Origin of the sequence: Polynucleobacter sp. AP-Nickl1-40-C4 (assembly GCF_035012665.1) — a bacterium.
Taxonomy (GTDB): Bacteria; Pseudomonadota; Gammaproteobacteria; order Burkholderiales; family Burkholderiaceae; genus Polynucleobacter.
This window is the reverse complement of sequence record NZ_JAYGQR010000002.1, coordinates 80,508-99,449: the sequence shown is the minus strand read 5'-3', so window position 1 is coordinate 99,449 and position 18,942 is coordinate 80,508. Positions and strand designations below refer to the sequence as shown.

Genomic DNA, 18,942 nt, shown 5'->3' with positions numbered 1-18,942 from the left:
CGAGTAAGGCAAATTCCTGTCGCTTTTTAGTCTTCGGTAGCCAAATGCAGGTGGAGCTGTGAACGGGCGAAGTCACTCGAATCCTTCTGACGATCAGCCTTCGCATCAGAGGTATTTCTAGCGGCTTCTAAGGCATCAAGATAGGACTCGGTAATGTCACCCGTAATATAGAAGCCATCAAAGCAAGATGCTTCAAAGTTCTTGATATCTGGATTAACGTCCCTCACTGCCTGCTTCATATCTTCAATGCTTTGATAGATCAACTGATCTGCACCAATCATCTTATTGATCTCTTCATCAGTCCGGCCATAGGCAACCAATTCGCTGCGAGTTGGCATATCAATACCGTAAACGTTCGGGAAACGCACTGGTGGTGCAGCAGATGCAAAAATCACCTTCTTCGCACCAGATTCACGTGCCATCTGCACAATCTCAAATGAGGTTGTGCCACGAACGATGGAGTCATCCACAATCAATACCGTCTTGTCTTTAAATTCAATACGCATGGCATTGAGTTTTTGACGAACAGACTTCTTACGAACAGCTTGGCCAGGCATGATAAATGTACGGCCGATGTAACGGTTCTTAAAGAAGCCTTCACGGTAATCCACGCCCAATTTCTTTGCTACCTGCATAGCTGCTGGACGGCTGGAATCCGGAATCGGCATCACCACATCGATTTCATCGACATTGGTTTCTTTACGGATCTTCTCAGCTAAGTAATCGCCCATACGCATACGCACGTTGTAGACAGTCACACCATCAATGGTTGAGTCCGGACGGGCCATATAGACGTACTCAAAAATGCAAGGCGTTAACACTGCATTTGGTACACATTGACGTGAATAGAAATTACCATCCAAGTCGATATAAATTGCTTCACCTGGATGAACGTCGCGAACAAAGGTAAATCCTAAGCCTTCTAGAGCAACAGACTCAGATGCAATCATCCACTCAGGACCTTGAGGAGTATCGATGCGGCCGATACATAAAGGACGGATACCGTACTGATCGCGAAAGGCCAATAAGCCATAACCCGCTATTAAAGAAACTACTGCATACGAACCTTTAACGCGATTAGTTACACCAGTCACGGCGTTAAACATCGCGCCCTCATCTAGGGCTGCACTATTGGTTTCTTTTTGCAGTTCATCAGCCAATACGTTAAGCAATACTTCAGTATCAGAACTGGTATTAATGTGACGACGGTCACGATAAGCCATCTCCACACGCAGACTTGGTGCGTTAGTCAGGTTGCCGTTATGCGCCAAGATAATGCCGTAAGGAGCGCTTACATAAAAAGGCTGCGCTTCTTCTTCGCTACTTGCAGAACCTGCAGTTGGGTAACGCACTTGGCCAATGCCAGCGTTACCAACCAAGCTACGCATATTGCGAGTTCTAAACACATCTCGTACCAAGCCATTGGCTTTATGCATCGTGAATGAATTACCGTTCATCGTTGCAATACCTGCAGCATCCTGTCCGCGATGCTGCAAAAGCAGCAGCGCATCATAGAGAAGTTGATTTACTGGTGAGTGGGAAACAGTTCCGACGACGCCGCACATATCTCTAGATTCCTATTGTTAATTTAGGAGTAATGGTAGGGCTAACTTTAGGCATTGCATCACCTAATTGTTTAGCCCAGTCGGCAGGAAGCCAACTTTTAATTAAACCGGCTGCCATATCAATTGCTGGTCTGGTAATGGCATTCTTCCAAGCCATACTTTGCGGGATGGGTGTGAGTGCAGCGAGAGTCGCAAGTACCACCACGATCAAGCCTCCACGAATCACGCCAAATATCAAACCCAAGAAACGGTCAGTCAAACTAAGGCCGACCGACAAAATAATTTTTTGCACTACCCCGCCAAACATACCGCAAACAATCAGGGTCAGGATAAAGAGGATGAGGAAGCTGATGCCCAGGCTAAGTAGCTCATCTAGATGAAATGTAGACAGCCATTCCGTGGAGAGGTAGTTGCTATAGTGATAAGCAACCCAAGCAGCTGCGAACCAAGAGGCTAAAGCAAGCACCTCTTTAAACAAACCGCGCGAGATGCCTACCAAGGCAGAAACCAAGAGTACGACTAGGGTGAAGTAATCCACCGATGTTAGCTTGAGGGTGGACAAGTATTCCATTACTGTTTACCGGACTCGACAAGTCTTGGCGAAAGACCCATCGCCTTAATTTTCTTTTCCGCTACTTCTGCGACATCTTTATCAGTAAAGGGTCCTGCTCGAACAAGGAAAATCTTGCCACCATCAGCACCCACCTTACTCAAGGTATAACTCGGAATGTTTTGATTTTTGAGTCTTGCGGACAAGGCCTTTACATTAGCCTCGGATGCAAAAGCACCAATCTGAATAACGCACTTACCTGAACCGGAAGTGCTTGACTTGGGTGCGTCAGCTGTTTTAGGTTTTGCGTCGGCCTTAGGACTTGCCGCAGCCACAACCTCTTCACCCGCCGCTAAACCTAACGTGCCAGATTTATTTACTGCAGGCGCTGCTGGTTTAGTGTCTGCCTTAGTTTCTACTTTTGCTTCTGGCTTTACTTCTGTCGCAGGTGCAGCGGCGACCTTAGGAGCTTCTTTAGCGGGCTCAACAGGAACTTCGGCCTTAGGTTTTTCTTCAGCCCTAGGCTCCGTACCAGGAATAGGTAAGCTGGTAACAATGTTTACTGCGATGTCGTTAGATGATGCCTTTGGTTTGTTATCCAAAATACGAGGCAAGCCAATTACAGCAATCAATACAAGGACAGCAGCACCAATCAGGCGATGGCGCGCTCTTTGTTGTTCTGGATCTTCTGTGAGGGCAAGTTCTTCAGCTTCTGCTGCGCGCTGAAAACTGCGTGGGGCTGCTCGTTTGGTGGTGCGACTACCCCTTGAACCTATTTCAAGGTCATCAGACTGGGTTTTTCGCTTAAAAAAGCTTGGTAAACGAATCATGGATCAGTGGGCCTGGTTGTTTCGGTAAGTCATTACGCCTGCAACGGTAAAGAAGGATCCGAAGATGACAATTCTATCACCCTCACCCGCTAAAGATAGCGCTTTTTGATACGCTAAAGCGGGTTCTGAGAAGCATTCAATACCCCCATCCGTTCCATTTTTAGGCTTTACGCCCATAGCTTCAAGCTTCTCGGCCAAGACCTTAGCGCTGGCAGCTCTGGGAGTCGGTAAATCTGTGCAAAACCAGAAATCTACGATGTTTAAGAGGGGTTTAATCACCCCCTCAATATCCTTGTCAGCCATAGCCCCAAAAATGGCATAGGTGTAGGGGTGGTAACCCATCTTATCGAGCCCCTGAGCCAAGGTAGCAGCAGCATGGGGATTATGGGCAACATCCAATACCACGGTAGGCTGACCCGGAAGAACCTGGAATCGACCTGGTAGCTCAACCAATGCAAAACCATTGCGAATATCCTGGGCGCTCACTGGTAAGCGCTGATGCAATGCCATTAAGGCAGCAATAACAGCAGAGGCATTCAGAATCTGATTAGCACCCCGCAGTGCTGGGTACCCAAGCCCACTAAAGCGCTTCTTGCGTCCAGCCCAACCCCATTGCTGTTTATCGCCCTGGAAGTTGTAGTCACGTCCCTGTAACCAGAGGTCGCAGCCCAACTTTTCAGCATGATCAATCAGCGATTGTGGCGGCACAGGATCACCACACACCGCGATATGTCCTGGACGGAAAATACCCGCCTTTTCCAGGCCAATGGCTTCGCGTGTGCCCCCCAAAAAATCCGCATGATCGATATCGATACTAGTCACAATTGCGCAATCAGCATCAACGATGTTGACAGCATCTAAGCGACCACCCATACCCACTTCCAAGACAACTGCATCCAAATTGGACTTAGCAAACAGATGCATGATGGCTAAAGTGGTGAACTCAAAATACGTTAAGGTCGGCGCATCGACTAGGCTCACCCGAGCTTCTTCGACAGCAGCAAAATGTTCAAGCAAGAGATTGTCTTTGACATCTTCACCATTGATGCGCGCACGCTCATTGAATTTGAGTAAATGTGGGGAGGTATGGCAACCGACTCTATAACCAGAAGCCAACAGAATGCTCTCGAGAAACGCACAGGTCGAGCCTTTGCCATTTGTACCGGCAACCGTAATTACTGGGCAATCAAAATGGAGATCTAATGCAGCCTTCACGCGATTGATGCGCTCAAGCCCCATGTCTATGCCAACGGGGTGAGCAGTCTCGAGGTGGCTAAGCCAAGCCTCTAGGCTAGGAAATAATATGGGGGCTTGGTGTGCTGAGCTCAAGCGCTTAAACGACTGCGCTACCCGCGATAGCAGGCTCAGGAAGCTTTTGTAACAAAGCAAGTAAACGCGCGATTTCACCGCGCATCTGACGACGATCAACAATCATGTCAATCCCGCCCTTTTGCATCAGGAACTCAGATCTCTGAAATCCCTCTGGTAATTTCTCGCGAACAGTTTGCTCAATCACGCGAGGACCTGCAAAACCAATTAAGGCTTTTGGCTCAGCCATCACTACATCACCCATAAATGCAAAGCTAGCAGAAATACCGCCCATCGTTGGGTCAGTGAGCACGCTGATATAAGGCAAGCCTTTTTTAGCCAACAAGGTCAACATCGAGTTAGTCTTCGCCATTTGGAAAAGGGATAACAAGCTTTCTTGCATACGCGCACCGCCAGTAGCAGTGACACAAATGAAGGCGCACTTCTTATTAATTGCCTCTTGTACTCCGCGGGCAAAACGCTCACCCACTACAGAGCCCATAGAGCCACCCATATATTGGAATTCGAAACAAGCAGCTACTACAGGAATGGCTTCAATCTTGCCGCCCATCACAATCAAGGCTTCAGATTCACCAGAAGCATCATTCGCTTCTTTAATGCGATCTGGATATTTTTTAGAGTCTTTAAATTTCAGCGGGTCAGTTGGATAGATATCAGCACCGATTTCGTAGCGGCCTTTTTCATCTAGCAAGCTGTCTAAGCGCAGACGTGCTCCGATACGCATGTGATGACTACATTTTGGGCATACCGATAAATTGGCTTCAATGTCAGTGCTGTACAGAACAGTTTCACAACTGGGGCACTTGACCCACAATCCCTCAGGTACTGACTTGCGATTTGCAGGATCAGTATGTTGAATTTGGGGTGGGAGTAATTTATCTATCCAGCTCATTAGTTTTTAGCTATCCAATGCGTCGCGTATCTCACGAATGAAGGTTTCCAGTGATTGTACCGCCTGCCCAGGGGGCGCATCCTCTAAAAGGCGAATAATGCGGCTACCAATTACCACTGCATCAGCGCTAGCGGATACCGCCTTAGCGCTGGCAGCATCGCTAATTCCAAAGCCTACAGCAATCGGAATATCTGTCTCTTCACGAATTTTCGGGATGATGCTGGCCACATCCTGTGTATTGAGGTTAGATGCACCAGTAACCCCTCTCATAGAAACGTAATAGATATAACCAGAAGCTATTTTGGCCGCCTCTTTAATGCGCTCATGTGATGAAGTAGGCGCTAATAAGAAGATCGGGTCAATACCGGCAACACGCATACGAGCGGCAAAATCCACGCACTCTTCTGGTGGGTAATCCACTACGAGAACACCGTCGACACCAGCAGCCTTCGCTTCGGTTGCAAAACGCTCTGCTCCCATTTGCTCAACTGGGTTTGCATAACCCATCAAAACAACTGGTGTATTGGCATCCAGCTTGCGGAATTCTTTCACCATCTCTAAGCAGCTATACAAAGTGACGCCTTGAGTCAGCGCGCGTTCCGATGATCTCTGAATGACAGGACCATCAGCCATTGGATCTGAAAATGGCACACCTAATTCAATCACACTTGAACCGCCACGAACTAATGCATGCATGAGTTCAACGGTTTGTTTAGGATCTGGATCACCAGCAGTAATAAAAGGAATCAATCCTTTTTTGCCTGTTGCTTTTAGCTCCTTGAAGAGCGCAGTAATTTTTGACATAACTCTTTCTTAACCTTCTGAACCTGTTGCCTGGGCAACGGTATGCATATCCTTGTCACCGCGGCCAGAGAGGTTGACCAAAATAGTCTTGTCTTTAGGCAGAGTCTTAGCAAGTTTGCAGGCATAAGCAATAGCGTGTGAAGACTCAAGCGCAGGAATAATGCCTTCAATCTGGCAGCAATCATGGAATGCTTGGAGCGCCTCTTCATCTGTAATTGCCACATATTCTGCTCGACCAGAATCTTTTAACCATGCATGCTCAGGACCAACGCCTGGGTAATCCATGCCAGCAGAAACAGAGTGCGTTTCAGAGATCTGGCCATTCTTATCTTGCAATAAATAAGTACGGTTGCCGTGCAACACACCAGGCGTGCCAACGCACAAGGCCGCTGAATGCAAACCACTTCCCAGACCATGTCCTGCTGCCTCAACACCAATGAGTTTCACTTCCGGGAAATCGATGTAAGGATAAAAAATGCCCATCGCATTAGAGCCGCCGCCAACACAAGCTAAAACATAGTCAGGTTGACGACCAGTCATCTCTGGCATCTGTACTTTGCACTCTTCACCAATCACACTCTGAAAATCTCTCACCATCATTGGATAAGGATGTGGTCCTGCGACGGTTCCGATGATGTAGAAAGTATTGTCCACGTTGGTAACCCAATCGCGCATCGCTTCATTGAGCGCATCTTTCAAAGTCTTGGTACCAGATTCCACTGGAACCACCTTAGCGCCAAGTAACTTCATACGAAATACGTTTTGCGCCTGACGGGCTACGTCCACAGAGCCTTGATAGACTGTGCAGTCCAAACCAAAGCGAGCGCAGATCGTTGCTGTAGCAACGCCGTGCTGCCCTGCCCCTGTCTCAGCAATAATGCGAGGCTTACCCATACGTTTGGCCAACATTGCTTGGCCAATCACGTTATTAATCTTGTGTGCGCCTGTGTGATTTAAATCTTCACGCTTCAGGTAGATTTGTGCGCCACCCAGCATTTCGCTCCAACGCTTAGCGTGATAAACCGGTGAAGGTCTACCAACAAAGTGTTTGAGCTCATAATTAAACTCTTCAATGAATTCTGGATCGTGTTGATACTTTGCATAAGCTTCTTTAAGCTCATCCAAAGCAAACATCAATGTCTCAGACACAAACACGCCGCCATAGGGACCGAAGTGTCCTCGTGCATCTGGCTTGTCGTACATAGCTACCTCTTTTGATTTATCTACAGCAAATTATTGGGACGATGCTTTGGCATCCGCTGCGCGCACTGCTTGAACAAATTGGGCCATGAGCGCAGGATCCTTAACACCCCTGCTGCTTTCTACGCCACTACTGACGTCAACCGCGCAAGGATGCAGGCGTGCAATGGCCTCGCCCACGTTGTGCGTGTTCAATCCACCACTCAAAACGACCCGAGGCGCGTTTTCGCTTACCCATGTCTGTGGAATCCCTTGCCAATCAAAAGGAACGCCTCCGCCACCATATCCCTCAACCAGGGCATCCAGCAGAAAAGCGTTTGCATCCCCATATTGTAGGGAAAAATCATCAAAAGCGAAGCTAGTTCCTACACGAGCAGCCTTCATCCAAGGCTCGCCTGCAGCAAGCTGGGCACAGCGCTCTGGGGTCTCATCCCCATGAAACTGCCATAAGGTGATCGAGGCAGCAGCCCGAATAGCGGCAAATTCTTCATCTGTAGCATTTACAACCAATCCAACGGCATCTACCCCCGCAGGAAGTCTAGAAATGAGCTGAGCGGCGATATTAGGGCTCACAGCCCGAACGCTAGGGGGATAAAAGACGAAGCCAACAGCATCCACCCCCGCAGAAACAGCGGAATCGATGTCAGCAGCCGTCTGTAAGCCGCAGATTTTGACCCTAGTTCGGCCCGGAGAATATGTCAGTAAGCCCATAAATGAATGATAAGGCCAAGGGCCTTTATTTCCCTTGCGCTTTCTTTTGCTTCCCGATGACCTGAGCTGGCAGCCAAGAGTTTTCCAACCAAGGCTGGGGGATGGCAAATTCGTCCGGATAAGTGATTTTGGCCAAATACAGGCCATCGGCCATAAAAGTAGGAGCGGCGATTTGCCTATTCTTAGCAGCCAAGACTTCGGCCATCCACTCCGGCTTTTGTCTGCCCTGACCAATTTGCAAAAAACAGCCGACCACATTGCGGATCATGTGATGCAAAAAAGCATTTCCCCGTATCCGGAAATACAGCCATGGTTGATCAGAAATAATCTCAATGGAGTAAATCGTTTTTACCGGTGTTTTACTTTGGCACTCAGATGAGCGAAAAGAACTAAAGTCGTGTTCGCCAATCAAGCACTCAGCTGATTTTTTCATAGCCTCGACATCAAGCCATTGATTTGGGGGCACCAGTAAGTAACCTGCGCGTGAGTGCGACATCGGCGCACGACAAGGCCCCGCTTGCAAGGCATAAATATATTCACGCTCATAAGCAGAGAAGCGCGCACTGAACTCATCAGAAACTGGCTTTGCCCAGTTAATAACAATCGATGGCGGCAAGAATGAGTTCACACCCCTTACCCATGAAAAGTCTTCACGCTCAACATTGGTATCAAAATGTACGACCTGCCCTAAGGCATGAACTCCGGTATCGGTTCTGCCTGCGGTGATCGTTTGTATAGGCTGTACCGCACAGGATTGCTCGCCTACAAAAGCGGAGATGGCTTTTTCTAATTCGTCTTGTACTGTGTTGTGATTGACCTGCGTTTGCCAGCCAGAATATGGGCTGCCGTCATACTGAAGGCCGAGGGCTATACGCATGGTTCAGGTATTGCGATGCGAGATTTCTGCCAACAAGCCCTGCGCTTCAATGGTGATGACTGGATCAACAGAATTACTGATGCGAAGCACTTCATCCAAAGACTTTTTAGCTGCAGAGAAATCTTCGATCGTGATGTAAGCACGCGCCAGATTCAATTTGACGCGCAAAGTATCTGCAAGTGGATTTGACACTGGAGCAGTTATTGTTGCAGGAACCTCTTTAGCGGGCTTTGAAAGATCAAGATCTATACCATCAAACAATGCCTTTGCACGAGCCGGCATTTCAAAATGAGAGCTGGCTGCAGGCTTCTCATTTTTAGCAACATGATGTGTGTCGGCATGAAAGCTTGGCGCTTCTGAGCGACGCGCATTGCGGGCTAAGCCCCAGAGCAATAAACCGGTTAAACCTATCAAACCAATAGCCAGAATAGCTGGGCCTAATCCACCTAAGCCACCTAAGCCAAAATTGCTGTCGACTGCTTTCTTCTCCTTAGATTTATCTAGAAGTCTCTGTAAGTCAGCGATATTATTTTCTAACTCAGCAACCCGAACTTTAGTCTGCTCCAACATCTTCTCTTGAGCGACTAACTCTTCAGTGTAGCGACGCTCTTGATCGTTGCCATCAGCGCTTGAACCAATCTTCAGTCGATCCTTAGGAACAACTTCCTCTGTTTTAGCATTACCTGATTTTCCATTAGCAGTGCCTGCTTCTTTTTCGCCATGTTCCGCGCGCCACTGTTCGTTAGCATCTGCTACAAACTGATTTGCCTCTACCGGACTAATGGAGCGCAGCAGCGCCTGACCGGGTTTGGACAACTCAGCTCCGGCGGCCAAGCGATTGATGCTACCGCTAGCAAACGCATCGGGATTGGCCTTATATAGGGCCATCATGGTTTGATCTAAGGTAGCACCATCTAATTGGGGTGCCATGATGGCAGCTATTTCAGATAAGGACTGCCCCGACTTTACAGTGATCTTCTGTACATCACCAAGTAACAATGTGAATGTCTTAGTAAGACTGCCGCTAGACCAATTGAGATTAACCAATACATCTAAGAATGGATCATCGGTCATCGGTACAGAATTGACTGTCTCTACCAAAACCATCAGCTGCTCTTGACGATTGCGATACACGATTGCCTGCGGATTGAGCTCAAGAATCTTTTGTGAAATACCTAAGCGCTCATAAGATGCCTTATTAGGCATTGTCACGTTCAGGGTTGATAAAGCACCTTGCTCATCTGCACCAACTCGAATTGGGATCTCTACGCGGAGTGGCTCACCACGGCGTGACTGGAGTTGAGGGGCGCCTAAGCTAATCGCACCAGCAATAGATGACCAACTAAGCAGAACAATACAAAGTAGCTTTAAGCCCAGCCGGCTAATACGAAACATAAAGGCTAAATTACTTCTCAAGCAGAATGCGAAGCATGCGGCGCAATGGCTCAGCAGCACCCCATAAGAGCTGGTCGCCAACAGTAAAGGCGCCCAAATACTCTGGGCCGATTGCCATCTTATGTAAACGGCCAATAGGTACAGTCAAGGTACCACTGACAGCAGCAGGCGATAAATCACGCTCAGTAGTTTCGCGATCATTCGGCACTACTTTGACCCACTGATTATCTGCAGCCAGAATCGCCTCGATCTCTTTGAGTGGAATATCTTTTTTGAGCTTCACAGTCAAACCTTGTGAATGGCAACGCATCGCACCTACACGCACACACAAACCATCAATTGGAATGCTGCCAGGTGTACGGAATGCAGGACGACCTAAGATCTTGTTGAACTCAGCGCCACCCTTCCACTCTTCTTTAGTTTGTCCATTCTCAACAGGTACGTCGATCCAAGGAATTAGGCTCCCCGCTAAGGCGGTGTTACGGAAATTCTTTTTCGGGAAATCAGAAGAGCGCAACGTTTCAGTAACCTTGCGATCAATGTCCAAAATCCAAGAAGATGGGTCAGCCAATTCCGTAGCAACGCTGTCGCGTAATGCGCCCATTTGCAGCAAAAGCTCGCGCATATTCTGCGCACCAGCACCAGAAGCTGCTTGATAAGTCATCGCGCTAATCCACTCAACCATGTCAGCCTTAACCAAGCCACCCATAGCCATCATCATCAAACTCACAGTGCAATTAGCGCCGATCCAATTCTTCCCACCAGCGGCTAAAGCTTTATCAATCACCGGGCGATTAACCGGATCTAAAACCAATACTGCGTCATCCTTCATACGCAATGCACTAGCAGCATCAATCCAGTGACCATTCCACCCTGCTGCACGCAGCTTAGGGAATATGTCATTGGTGTAATCGCCGCCTTGGCAAGTCAAGATGATGTCGCAACGTGACAATGCTTTGATGTCATTCGCATCTTGCAAAGTGCTTTCGCTCTTAGTCACTTTTTGACCATTGAGCAAAGGCACCTCTCCACCTGCTTGGCTGGTGCTAAAAAATACAGGCTCGATTAGATCGAAATCCTTTTCAGCCAACATTCTCTCCATGAGAACGCTACCAACCATACCGCGCCAGCCAACTAAACCAACTAAAGGTGTTTTTGAATTTGCCATGATGAACTATCTAGTGAATGTATTTGATTTGCTTCTAGTTAATTTCTTACGCAAGCGCTGCAACTACAGCATCGCCCATTTCAACCGTTGATACTTTTTTCGTGCCTTCGGTATAAATGTCTGCCGTTCTTAAACCTTGCGCTAAGACTTTCTGCACTGCTTTTTCAATGCGATCCGCTTCTGCAGGCATACCTAATGAATAACGCAACATCATTGCCGCAGACAAAATGGTGGCCAATGGATTGGCGATACCCTTACCAGCGATATCCGGCGCAGAACCATGGCTAGGCTCATACAAGCCCTTATTGTTCTTATCTAAAGAGGCAGATGGCAACATACCGATAGAGCCGGTCAACATTGCAGCTTCATCAGACAAGATGTCACCAAACAGATTGCCAGTTACCACTACATCAAATGCTTTAGGCGCTTTAACCAACTGCATCGCAGCGTTATCCACATACATATGAGATAACTCAACATCTGGATAGTCTTTAGAAACCCTAATCATGACTTCACGCCAAAGCTGAGAAGTCTCTAATACGTTTGCCTTGTCTACGCTGCACACTTTTTTACCGCGCTTGCGTGCTGCCTCAAAAGCAACACGTCCAATACGCTCTACTTCAGGCTCGCTGTAATGCATGGTGTCGAAACCTTCACGCGCACCTTTGAACAGCGGCAACTCAGAAGCACGAATACCGCGTGGCTGACCAAAGTAAATATCACCATTGAGCTCACGCACAATCAAAATATCCAAGCCACCAATGATTTCTGGCTTAAGACTTGATGCAGCTGTAAGTTCTGGATAGCAAATTGCTGGTCTGAAATTAGCAAACAACTCGAGGTGTTTACGCAAACCCAAGATGGCTTGTTCGGGACGCAGTTCGCGTGCAAGCGTGTCGTACTTCCAGTCACCTACTGCACCAAACAAAATAGCATCCGCTTTTTTAGCGAGCTCTAGGGTGGCTGGTGGCAAAGGATGTCCAGCGACGTCATAAGCTGCTCCGCCTACGGGAGCTTCTTCTAAATCAAACTTTGGGCCAAGGGCTTGGAGCACTCGAACAGCTTGAGCAACGATTTCCGGGCCGATACCATCGCCCGGTAGAACTGCAATTTTCATGAAAGGCCTTTAAATCAACGAAATTACGGCAATTGTGTCGCAAGCCAAGGCATTTTTAGAATGCGCTCGGCTTCATAAGCCTTGATTTTATCTGCATGTTGCAGGGTTAGGCCAATATCGTCTAAGCCGTTAAGAAGGCAATACTTTCTAAATGGGGCCACTTCAAAGCTATAAGCAGTGCCATCGGGGGCAATAACCTGCTGTGCTGCTAGATCGATCGTTAATTGATAGCCGTTAAACGCTTGGGTTTCGTTAAAAAGATGGTCAACCTGCATTTCAGTCAAAACAATCGGCAAAACACCGTTTTTGAAGCAGTTGTTGTAGAAAATATCTGCAAAACTAGGTGCAATCACCGCTCTAAAGCCAAATTGATCCAAGGCCCAGGGTGCATGCTCACGGGAACTGCCGCAGCCAAAGTTCTTTCGAGCCAGCAGAATGCCAGCACCTTTGTAGCGTGGTTGATTGAGCACAAAGTCAGGGTTGATGGGACGCGTACTGCAATCTTGACCAGGTTCACCATGATCGAGGTAGCGCCATTCATCAAACAGATTTTGACCAAAGCCAGTCTTCTTGATTGATTTTAGAAACTGCTTCGGAATAATGGCATCGGTATCCACGTTCTCGCGATTAAGCGGAGCAACTAAACCTTTGTATACCGTAAATTTTTCCATGATTCGATTTTTACTCTAAATGTTTACTTCACAGGGGTAACAACAACATCCTTACCCTTGGTTTGAGATTGATTGTTTTGCTGTGTATTACTTGATCCGCCCATGGATGTTCCCATGTTCTGCAAGTCTTTACCAACACCTTCCATGGTGCTGCTACAGGCAGAAATAATAATTCCAGCGACGCCAATAATTGCTAGTCTAGAAATTAAAGAGGGTGAAGAAAATTTCATTAATCAGCTTCCTTATGAAATCTTACGCACGTCAACAAAGTGACCTTCGATCGCTGCAGCAGCTGCCATTGCAGGGCTAACCAAATGTGTGCGACCACCATTGCCTTGACGACCTTCGAAGTTGCGATTCGATGTTGAGGCGCAACGCTCTCCCGGCTCCAAGCGATCAGCATTCATGGCCAAGCACATAGAACATCCAGGTTCACGCCACTCGAAGCCGGCAGCCTTGAATATGCGATCCAAACCTTCGCGCTCTGCTTGGGCTTTTACCAAACCAGAACCAGGAACGACCAATGCTAACTTCACATTGGCAGCCACTTTTTTACCTAGACGATCGACCACCTTAGCAGCTGCACGCATATCTTCAATGCGACTGTTAGTGCATGAGCCGATAAATACTTTATCTATAGAGATGCTACTCAATGGTGTATTTGGTACGAGGTTCATGTACACCAAAGCACGCTCCATTGCTGAACGCTTGTTTGGATCACGCTCTTTTTCTGGATCAGGAACACGCTCACTAATCGCCAGCACCATTTCTGGTGAAGTTCCCCAGGTAACCTGTGGAGCGATTTCTTCTGCACGCAATTCGACTACGGCATCAAACTTTGCATCAGGATCTGAATGCAAGGTTCTCCAATATTGCAATGCCTGCAACATCGCTGGGCCCTTAGGCGCATATGGACGACCCTGAATATATTCAATCGTAGTTTCATCTACAGCAACTAAACCAGCGCGCGCGCCAGCTTCAATCGCCATATTGCAGATAGTCATACGACCTTCCATTGAAAGGTTGCGAATGGCTTCGCCAGCAAACTCTATGGTGTAACCCGTACCACCTGCAGTACCAATCTTGCCAATCACTGCAAGAACGATATCCTTAGCAGTGGAGCCTGGCTGCAGACGACCATCAACACGCACCAGCATGTTTTTGCTCTTCTTCATGAGCAACGTTTGGGTTGCCAATACATGCTCGACTTCCGAAGTGCCAATACCGAACGCCAGAGCACCAAAAGCACCATGCGTACTAGTGTGAGAATCACCACAAACCACGGTCATGCCAGGTAAGGTTGCACCCTGCTCTGGCCCGATGACGTGAACAATCCCTTGTCGGGTGTCATTCATCTTGTATTGGGTAATCCCAAAGGCATCGCAGTTTTGATCCAAAGTATCTACTTGCAACTTAGATATCGGATCAGTAATTCCTTCGGAGCGATCCGTCGTTGGTACGTTGTGATCAGAAACTGCCAAATTAGCGGAGATACGCCAAACTGGACGGCCAGCCAAATTCAAACCCTCAAATGCCTGGGGACTGGTTACCTCATGAAGCAACTGACGATCGATATAAATCGTGGCTGTGCCATCTTCTTCAGAGTAAACAACGTGGTCATCCCACAATTTGTCATAAAGCGTACGAGACATGAGAGACCTTAAATACCTTATTTACGAACCGAGATGTTCGGAACCTTGCGCGCTGTTTCACCCACGTACAACTGACGTGGACGTCCAATTTTGTACTCAGGATCAGTGATCATTTCTTCCCACTGAGCAATCCAACCTACTGTTCTTGCCAGTGCAAAAATACAGGTGAACATTTCTGTTGGGATACCTAAAGCACGTTGCACGATACCAGAGTAGAAGTCTACGTTTGGATAGAGCTTACGGCTTACAAAATAGTCATCCTCCAAAGCAATCTTCTCAAGAGTCATGGCCAACTTGAACAATGGATCATCTTGGAGACCCAGTTCATTCAATACTTCGTAGCAGGTTTCACGCATCAACTTTGCACGCGGGTCAAAGTTTTTATAAACGCGGTGTCCAAAGCCCATCAAGCGAACGCTTGAGTTCTTATCTTTTACTTGAGCGATAAATTCATGAATCTTATCTACGCCGCCATTCGCTTGAATCTCATTCAACATCTGCAAGCAGGCTTCATTTGCACCACCGTGAGCTGGGCCCCAGAGGCAAGCAATGCCAGCAGAGATCGCTGCAAAAGGATTGGTGCCTGATGAACCACACAGACGCACAGTTGAAGTGGAGGCATTTTGCTCATGATCTGCATGCAATGTAAAGATGCGATCCAAAGCACGAACCAATACTGGATTTACTTTGTACTCTTCACATGGTGTTGCAAACATCATGCGCATAAAGTTAGCGGTGTATGACAAAGAGTTATCAGGATAGATAAATGGTTGACCTACAGAATATTTATAAGCCATCGCAACCAAAGTTGGCATCTTCGCAATCAAACGAATTTGCGCTACTTCGCGGGCTTTAGGTTGGCTGTAGTCAATCGCATCATGGTAGAAGGCAGCCATTGCACCAACCAAGCCGGTCAATACTGACATTGGATGCGCATCGCGACGGAAACCACGCAGGAAGAATTGCATTTGCTCATGAACCATCGTGTGGTGCATGACCATTTCTTCAAAGTCTTTTTTCTCTGTGGCATTTGGCAAGTCGCCATTGATCAAGAGGTAGCAAACTTCCAAGAAGTCACAGTTATTAGCTAAATCTTCAATTGGGTAGCCGCGATAGAGCAACTCACCCTTATCGCCATCGATGTAGGTAATTTTGCTATTGCATGATGCTGTAGATAAGAAGCCTGAGTCGTAAGTGAACTTACCAGTCTGACCATAGAGCTTACGAATGTCGATTACATCAGGACCCACTGTCCCTTTATAAATTGGCAGATCAATATCTGGTGTTCCATCCGAAAACGAGAGTTTTGCTTTGATGTCCGATTCAATCATTTCTAATCCTTAGTCATTCAAAAATATGATTAATACACTATTCGCTCATGCACCTATACAACTACTGCACCAAAATACTGAATTACTTCTCTCTCAGCCTTTGTAAAACCATCTTGAAAGAGTCTGTTTGCATCTCTTTCTCCAGGCTGGCTACAGAATCTTTACGACCAATCAATAAATCCATCAAGTCGTTGTCATCTAAAGCTAATAACTGGCTTAAAACCTTTCCATCTTCTACGCTTAATTGAGTGCCGTAACGCTCAAAGAAACGCTGCAGAATTAAATCGTTCTCTAGCAAGCCCCTACGAGCATCACTCTTTAAACGATATAACTCTGCATTGCCGAGGGTCATACTGCCCTACGAACCATCAACTCCTTGATCTTGCCAATTGCCTTCGTTGGGTTCAAGTGCTTAGGACATACGTCCACGCAATTCATGATGGTGTGGCAACGGAACAAGCGGTATGGGTCTTCCAAATTATCCAAGCGCTGATTGGTATCTTCATCACGGCTATCCGCAATAAAGCGATAAGCCTGCAATAAACCAGCTGGGCCAACGAACTTGTCTGGATTCCACCAGAAAGATGGGCATGAAGTTGAGCATGATGCGCACAAGATGCACTCATACAAGCCATTCAACTCTTCACGCTCTTCAGGACTCTGGAGACGCTCTTTTTCAGGAGGAGGATTGTCATTTACCAAGTAAGGCTTGATTGACAAATACTGCTTGAAGAACAAAGTCATGTCGACAATCAAATCACGCACTACTGGCAAGCCAGGCAATGGGCGCAATGTGATGACCTTAGGCAAAGTCAACATATTGGTCAAACAAGCCAAACCATTTTTACCGTTGATGTTCATTGCATCTGAACCGCACACGCCTTCACGGCATGAGCGACGATAAGAAATCGACTCATCTTGCTTCTTCAAAGAAATCAAAGCGTCCAACAACATACGCTCACCAGTGAGTTCTAACTCATAACGTTGCATGCGTGGGGCAGCATCGACATCTGGATCGTAGCGGTAAATTTCGAATATACGGATATCACTCATCTTCTATCTCTTTTGCTTAGAAAGTACGTTCTTTAGGAGGGAAGGACTCAACAGTGAGAGGCTTCAAGACAACTGGCTTGTAAGAAAGCTTATTTCCCTCGCTGTACCAAAGGGTGTGCTTCATCCAATTCTCGTCATCGCGCTCTTGGTGGTCATCATGCGAATGTGCACCACGACTCTCTTTACGAGCTGCAGCAGAAATCATGGTTGCATTTGCAGTCTCGACTAAGTTAGCCACTTCCAAAGCCTCAATACGAGCCGTATTGAAAATCTCGGATTTATCTTTAACCCATAAGTGCTTAGCGCGCTCTGTCAATTTAGCCATTTGACGAACGCCTTCATCCATCAACTCTTGATTACGGAACACACCAGCATATTTCTGCATGCACTTGCGAATGTCGTTTGCAACGTCTTGCGCGTACTCGCCTGAAGTGGAATTATCCAACTTCGCAATACGCTCCAATGTTTGCTCACCAGCATTCGCAGGTAACGGCTTGAATTCGCGATTTTTCAGATCTAGGCCAACAATATGGTTACCAGCTGCACGACCGAATACCAAGAGGTCGAGCAATGAGTTAGTGCCTAAGCGGTTCGCACCGTGAACGGATACACATGAACACTCACCAATCGCATACAAACCATTCACGATTTCATTGTGAATACCATTCGCAGGCACAACAACTTGACCATTGATGTTGGTAGGAATACCACCCATCTGATAGTGAATCGTTGGGACTACTGGAATCGGTTCTTTAGTGACATCAACGTTTGCAAAGTTAATGCCAATCTCATAAACAGAAGGCAAACGTTTCATGATGGTCTCAGCACCAATGTGTGTCAAATCGAGCACAACATAGTCACCATTAGGGCCGCAACCGCGCCCTTCTTTAATTTCCTGGTCCATACAGCGGGATACGAAATCGCGTGGGGCCAAATCTTTATAGGTTGGCGCATAACGTTCCATGAAACGCTCGCCATCTTTATTACGCAAGATACCACCTTCACCGCGGCAACCTTCTGTCAACAACACACCCGCACCAGCAACGCCAGTTGGGTGAAATTGCCAGAACTCCATATCTTCCAATGGAATACCTGCGCGAGCTGCTAGGCCCATACCGTCGCCGGTATTAATAAACGCGTTTGTTGATGCATCCCAAATACGGCCCGCACCACCAGTTGCCAACATCACAATCTTGGCTTCCAAGATATAAACCTGGCCTGTTTCCATTTCGAGAGCAGTAACACCAACAACATCACCTGCATCATCACGAATCAAATCGAGCGCTAACCACTCAACGAAGAAGTTTGTTTTAGCGCGCACGTTACGTTGATACAAGGTATGCAACATGGCATGGCCAGTACGGTCAGCAGCAGCACAAGCACGTTGCACAGGCTTCTCGCCATAGTTTGCTGTGTGGCCACCGAATGGACGCTGATAAATCGTGCCATCTGGATTACGGTCAAATGGCATGCCGTAGTGCTCTAACTCATAAACGACTTTTGGAGCTTCGCGACACATGAACTCGATCACGTCTTGGTCACCCAACCAGTCAGATCCCTTGATGGTGTCATAGAAGTGATAGTGCCAATTGTCTTCACTCATATTGCCTAATGAAGCACCGATACCACCTTGGGCGGCAACTGTATGTGAACGTGTTGGGAATACCTTAGTTAGTACAGCAACATTCAAGCCGGCTTCAGCCAACTGCAATGATGCGCGCATACCGGAACCACCTGCCCCAATAATCACCGCATCAAAACGGCGGCGTGGCAATGATTTTTTAATTGCAGTCATCG

Annotated in this window: 19 protein-coding genes; all 19 read right to left on the bottom strand. The window is 47.3% G+C overall.

Annotated elements, in window-relative coordinates; translation table 11 throughout:
- Window positions 1-26: 26 nt before the first annotated feature.
- Window positions 27-1,565 (bottom strand): amidophosphoribosyltransferase, encoded by a 1,539-nt coding sequence (gene purF, locus VC182_RS02815; protein ID WP_216122321.1) that lies wholly within the window; start codon window positions 1,563-1,565, stop codon window positions 27-29.
- A 4-nt stretch (window positions 1,566-1,569) separates the two neighbouring features.
- Window positions 1,570-2,136, bottom strand: coding sequence for a CvpA family protein (locus VC182_RS02810; protein ID WP_216122322.1), 567 nt, complete (start codon window positions 2,134-2,136; stop codon window positions 1,570-1,572).
- Window positions 2,136-2,945, bottom strand: a complete 810-nt coding sequence (locus tag VC182_RS02805; protein WP_323484427.1) for an SPOR domain-containing protein — start codon at window positions 2,943-2,945, stop codon at window positions 2,136-2,138. Before VC182_RS02805 ends, VC182_RS02810 begins: the two co-directional genes overlap by 1 nt.
- A gap of 3 nt (window positions 2,946-2,948) precedes the next feature.
- Entirely contained in the window at window positions 2,949-4,274 is a 1,326-nt protein-coding gene (gene folC / locus VC182_RS02800; protein ID WP_216122326.1) for a bifunctional tetrahydrofolate synthase/dihydrofolate synthase, read from the bottom strand.
- 4 nt (window positions 4,275-4,278) lie between these two features.
- The gene (gene accD / locus VC182_RS02795) at window positions 4,279-5,166 is read right to left on the bottom strand and encodes an acetyl-CoA carboxylase, carboxyltransferase subunit beta (RefSeq protein WP_215359963.1); all 888 of its coding nucleotides are present in this window, start codon (window positions 5,164-5,166) and stop codon (window positions 4,279-4,281) included.
- Between the two features lie 6 nt (window positions 5,167-5,172).
- Window positions 5,173-5,970, bottom strand: coding sequence for a tryptophan synthase subunit alpha (gene trpA / locus VC182_RS02790; protein ID WP_216122328.1), 798 nt, complete (start codon window positions 5,968-5,970; stop codon window positions 5,173-5,175).
- A gap of 9 nt (window positions 5,971-5,979) precedes the next feature.
- Complete coding sequence (gene trpB, locus VC182_RS02785; protein WP_323484426.1) at window positions 5,980-7,173, bottom strand: tryptophan synthase subunit beta; 1,194 nt, start codon at window positions 7,171-7,173, stop codon at window positions 5,980-5,982.
- Window positions 7,174-7,203: 30 nt separating this feature from the next.
- Window positions 7,204-7,881, bottom strand: coding sequence for a phosphoribosylanthranilate isomerase (locus tag VC182_RS02780; RefSeq protein ID WP_323484425.1), 678 nt, complete (start codon window positions 7,879-7,881; stop codon window positions 7,204-7,206).
- Window positions 7,882-7,906: 25 nt separating this feature from the next.
- Window positions 7,907-8,758, bottom strand: a complete 852-nt coding sequence (gene truA, locus VC182_RS02775) for a tRNA pseudouridine(38-40) synthase TruA (RefSeq protein WP_323484424.1) — start codon at window positions 8,756-8,758, stop codon at window positions 7,907-7,909.
- 3 nt (window positions 8,759-8,761) lie between these two features.
- Entirely contained in the window at window positions 8,762-10,153 is a 1,392-nt protein-coding gene (locus VC182_RS02770) for a FimV/HubP family polar landmark protein (protein WP_323484423.1), read from the bottom strand.
- Between the two features lie 10 nt (window positions 10,154-10,163).
- Window positions 10,164-11,321, bottom strand: coding sequence for an aspartate-semialdehyde dehydrogenase (gene asd / locus VC182_RS02765; protein WP_323484422.1), 1,158 nt, complete (start codon window positions 11,319-11,321; stop codon window positions 10,164-10,166).
- 46 nt (window positions 11,322-11,367) lie between these two features.
- Window positions 11,368-12,438, bottom strand: a complete 1,071-nt coding sequence (leuB, locus tag VC182_RS02760) for a 3-isopropylmalate dehydrogenase (protein ID WP_323484421.1) — start codon at window positions 12,436-12,438, stop codon at window positions 11,368-11,370.
- A 23-nt stretch (window positions 12,439-12,461) separates the two neighbouring features.
- The gene (gene leuD, locus VC182_RS02755; RefSeq protein WP_215363275.1) at window positions 12,462-13,109 is read right to left on the bottom strand and encodes a 3-isopropylmalate dehydratase small subunit; all 648 of its coding nucleotides are present in this window, start codon (window positions 13,107-13,109) and stop codon (window positions 12,462-12,464) included.
- A gap of 23 nt (window positions 13,110-13,132) precedes the next feature.
- On the bottom strand, window positions 13,133-13,339 hold the full coding sequence (locus VC182_RS02750; protein WP_323484420.1) for a hypothetical protein: 207 nt from the start codon (window positions 13,337-13,339) through the stop codon (window positions 13,133-13,135).
- A gap of 12 nt (window positions 13,340-13,351) precedes the next feature.
- Window positions 13,352-14,761, bottom strand: a complete 1,410-nt coding sequence (leuC, locus tag VC182_RS02745; protein ID WP_323484419.1) for a 3-isopropylmalate dehydratase large subunit — start codon at window positions 14,759-14,761, stop codon at window positions 13,352-13,354.
- 17 nt (window positions 14,762-14,778) lie between these two features.
- A complete protein-coding gene (gene gltA / locus VC182_RS02740; RefSeq protein WP_216122349.1) occupies window positions 14,779-16,092 on the bottom strand; it encodes a citrate synthase in 1,314 nt (437 codons plus the stop codon).
- 82 nt (window positions 16,093-16,174) lie between these two features.
- Complete coding sequence (locus VC182_RS02735) at window positions 16,175-16,444, bottom strand: succinate dehydrogenase assembly factor 2 (RefSeq protein ID WP_072582240.1); 270 nt, start codon at window positions 16,442-16,444, stop codon at window positions 16,175-16,177.
- Complete coding sequence (locus tag VC182_RS02730; RefSeq protein WP_072582239.1) at window positions 16,441-17,145, bottom strand: succinate dehydrogenase iron-sulfur subunit; 705 nt, start codon at window positions 17,143-17,145, stop codon at window positions 16,441-16,443. Before VC182_RS02730 ends, VC182_RS02735 begins: the two co-directional genes overlap by 4 nt.
- Before the next feature lie 16 nt (window positions 17,146-17,161).
- Window positions 17,162-18,940, bottom strand: coding sequence for a succinate dehydrogenase flavoprotein subunit (sdhA, locus tag VC182_RS02725; RefSeq protein ID WP_323484418.1), 1,779 nt, complete (start codon window positions 18,938-18,940; stop codon window positions 17,162-17,164).
- Between the last annotated feature and the right edge of the window lie 2 nt (window positions 18,941-18,942).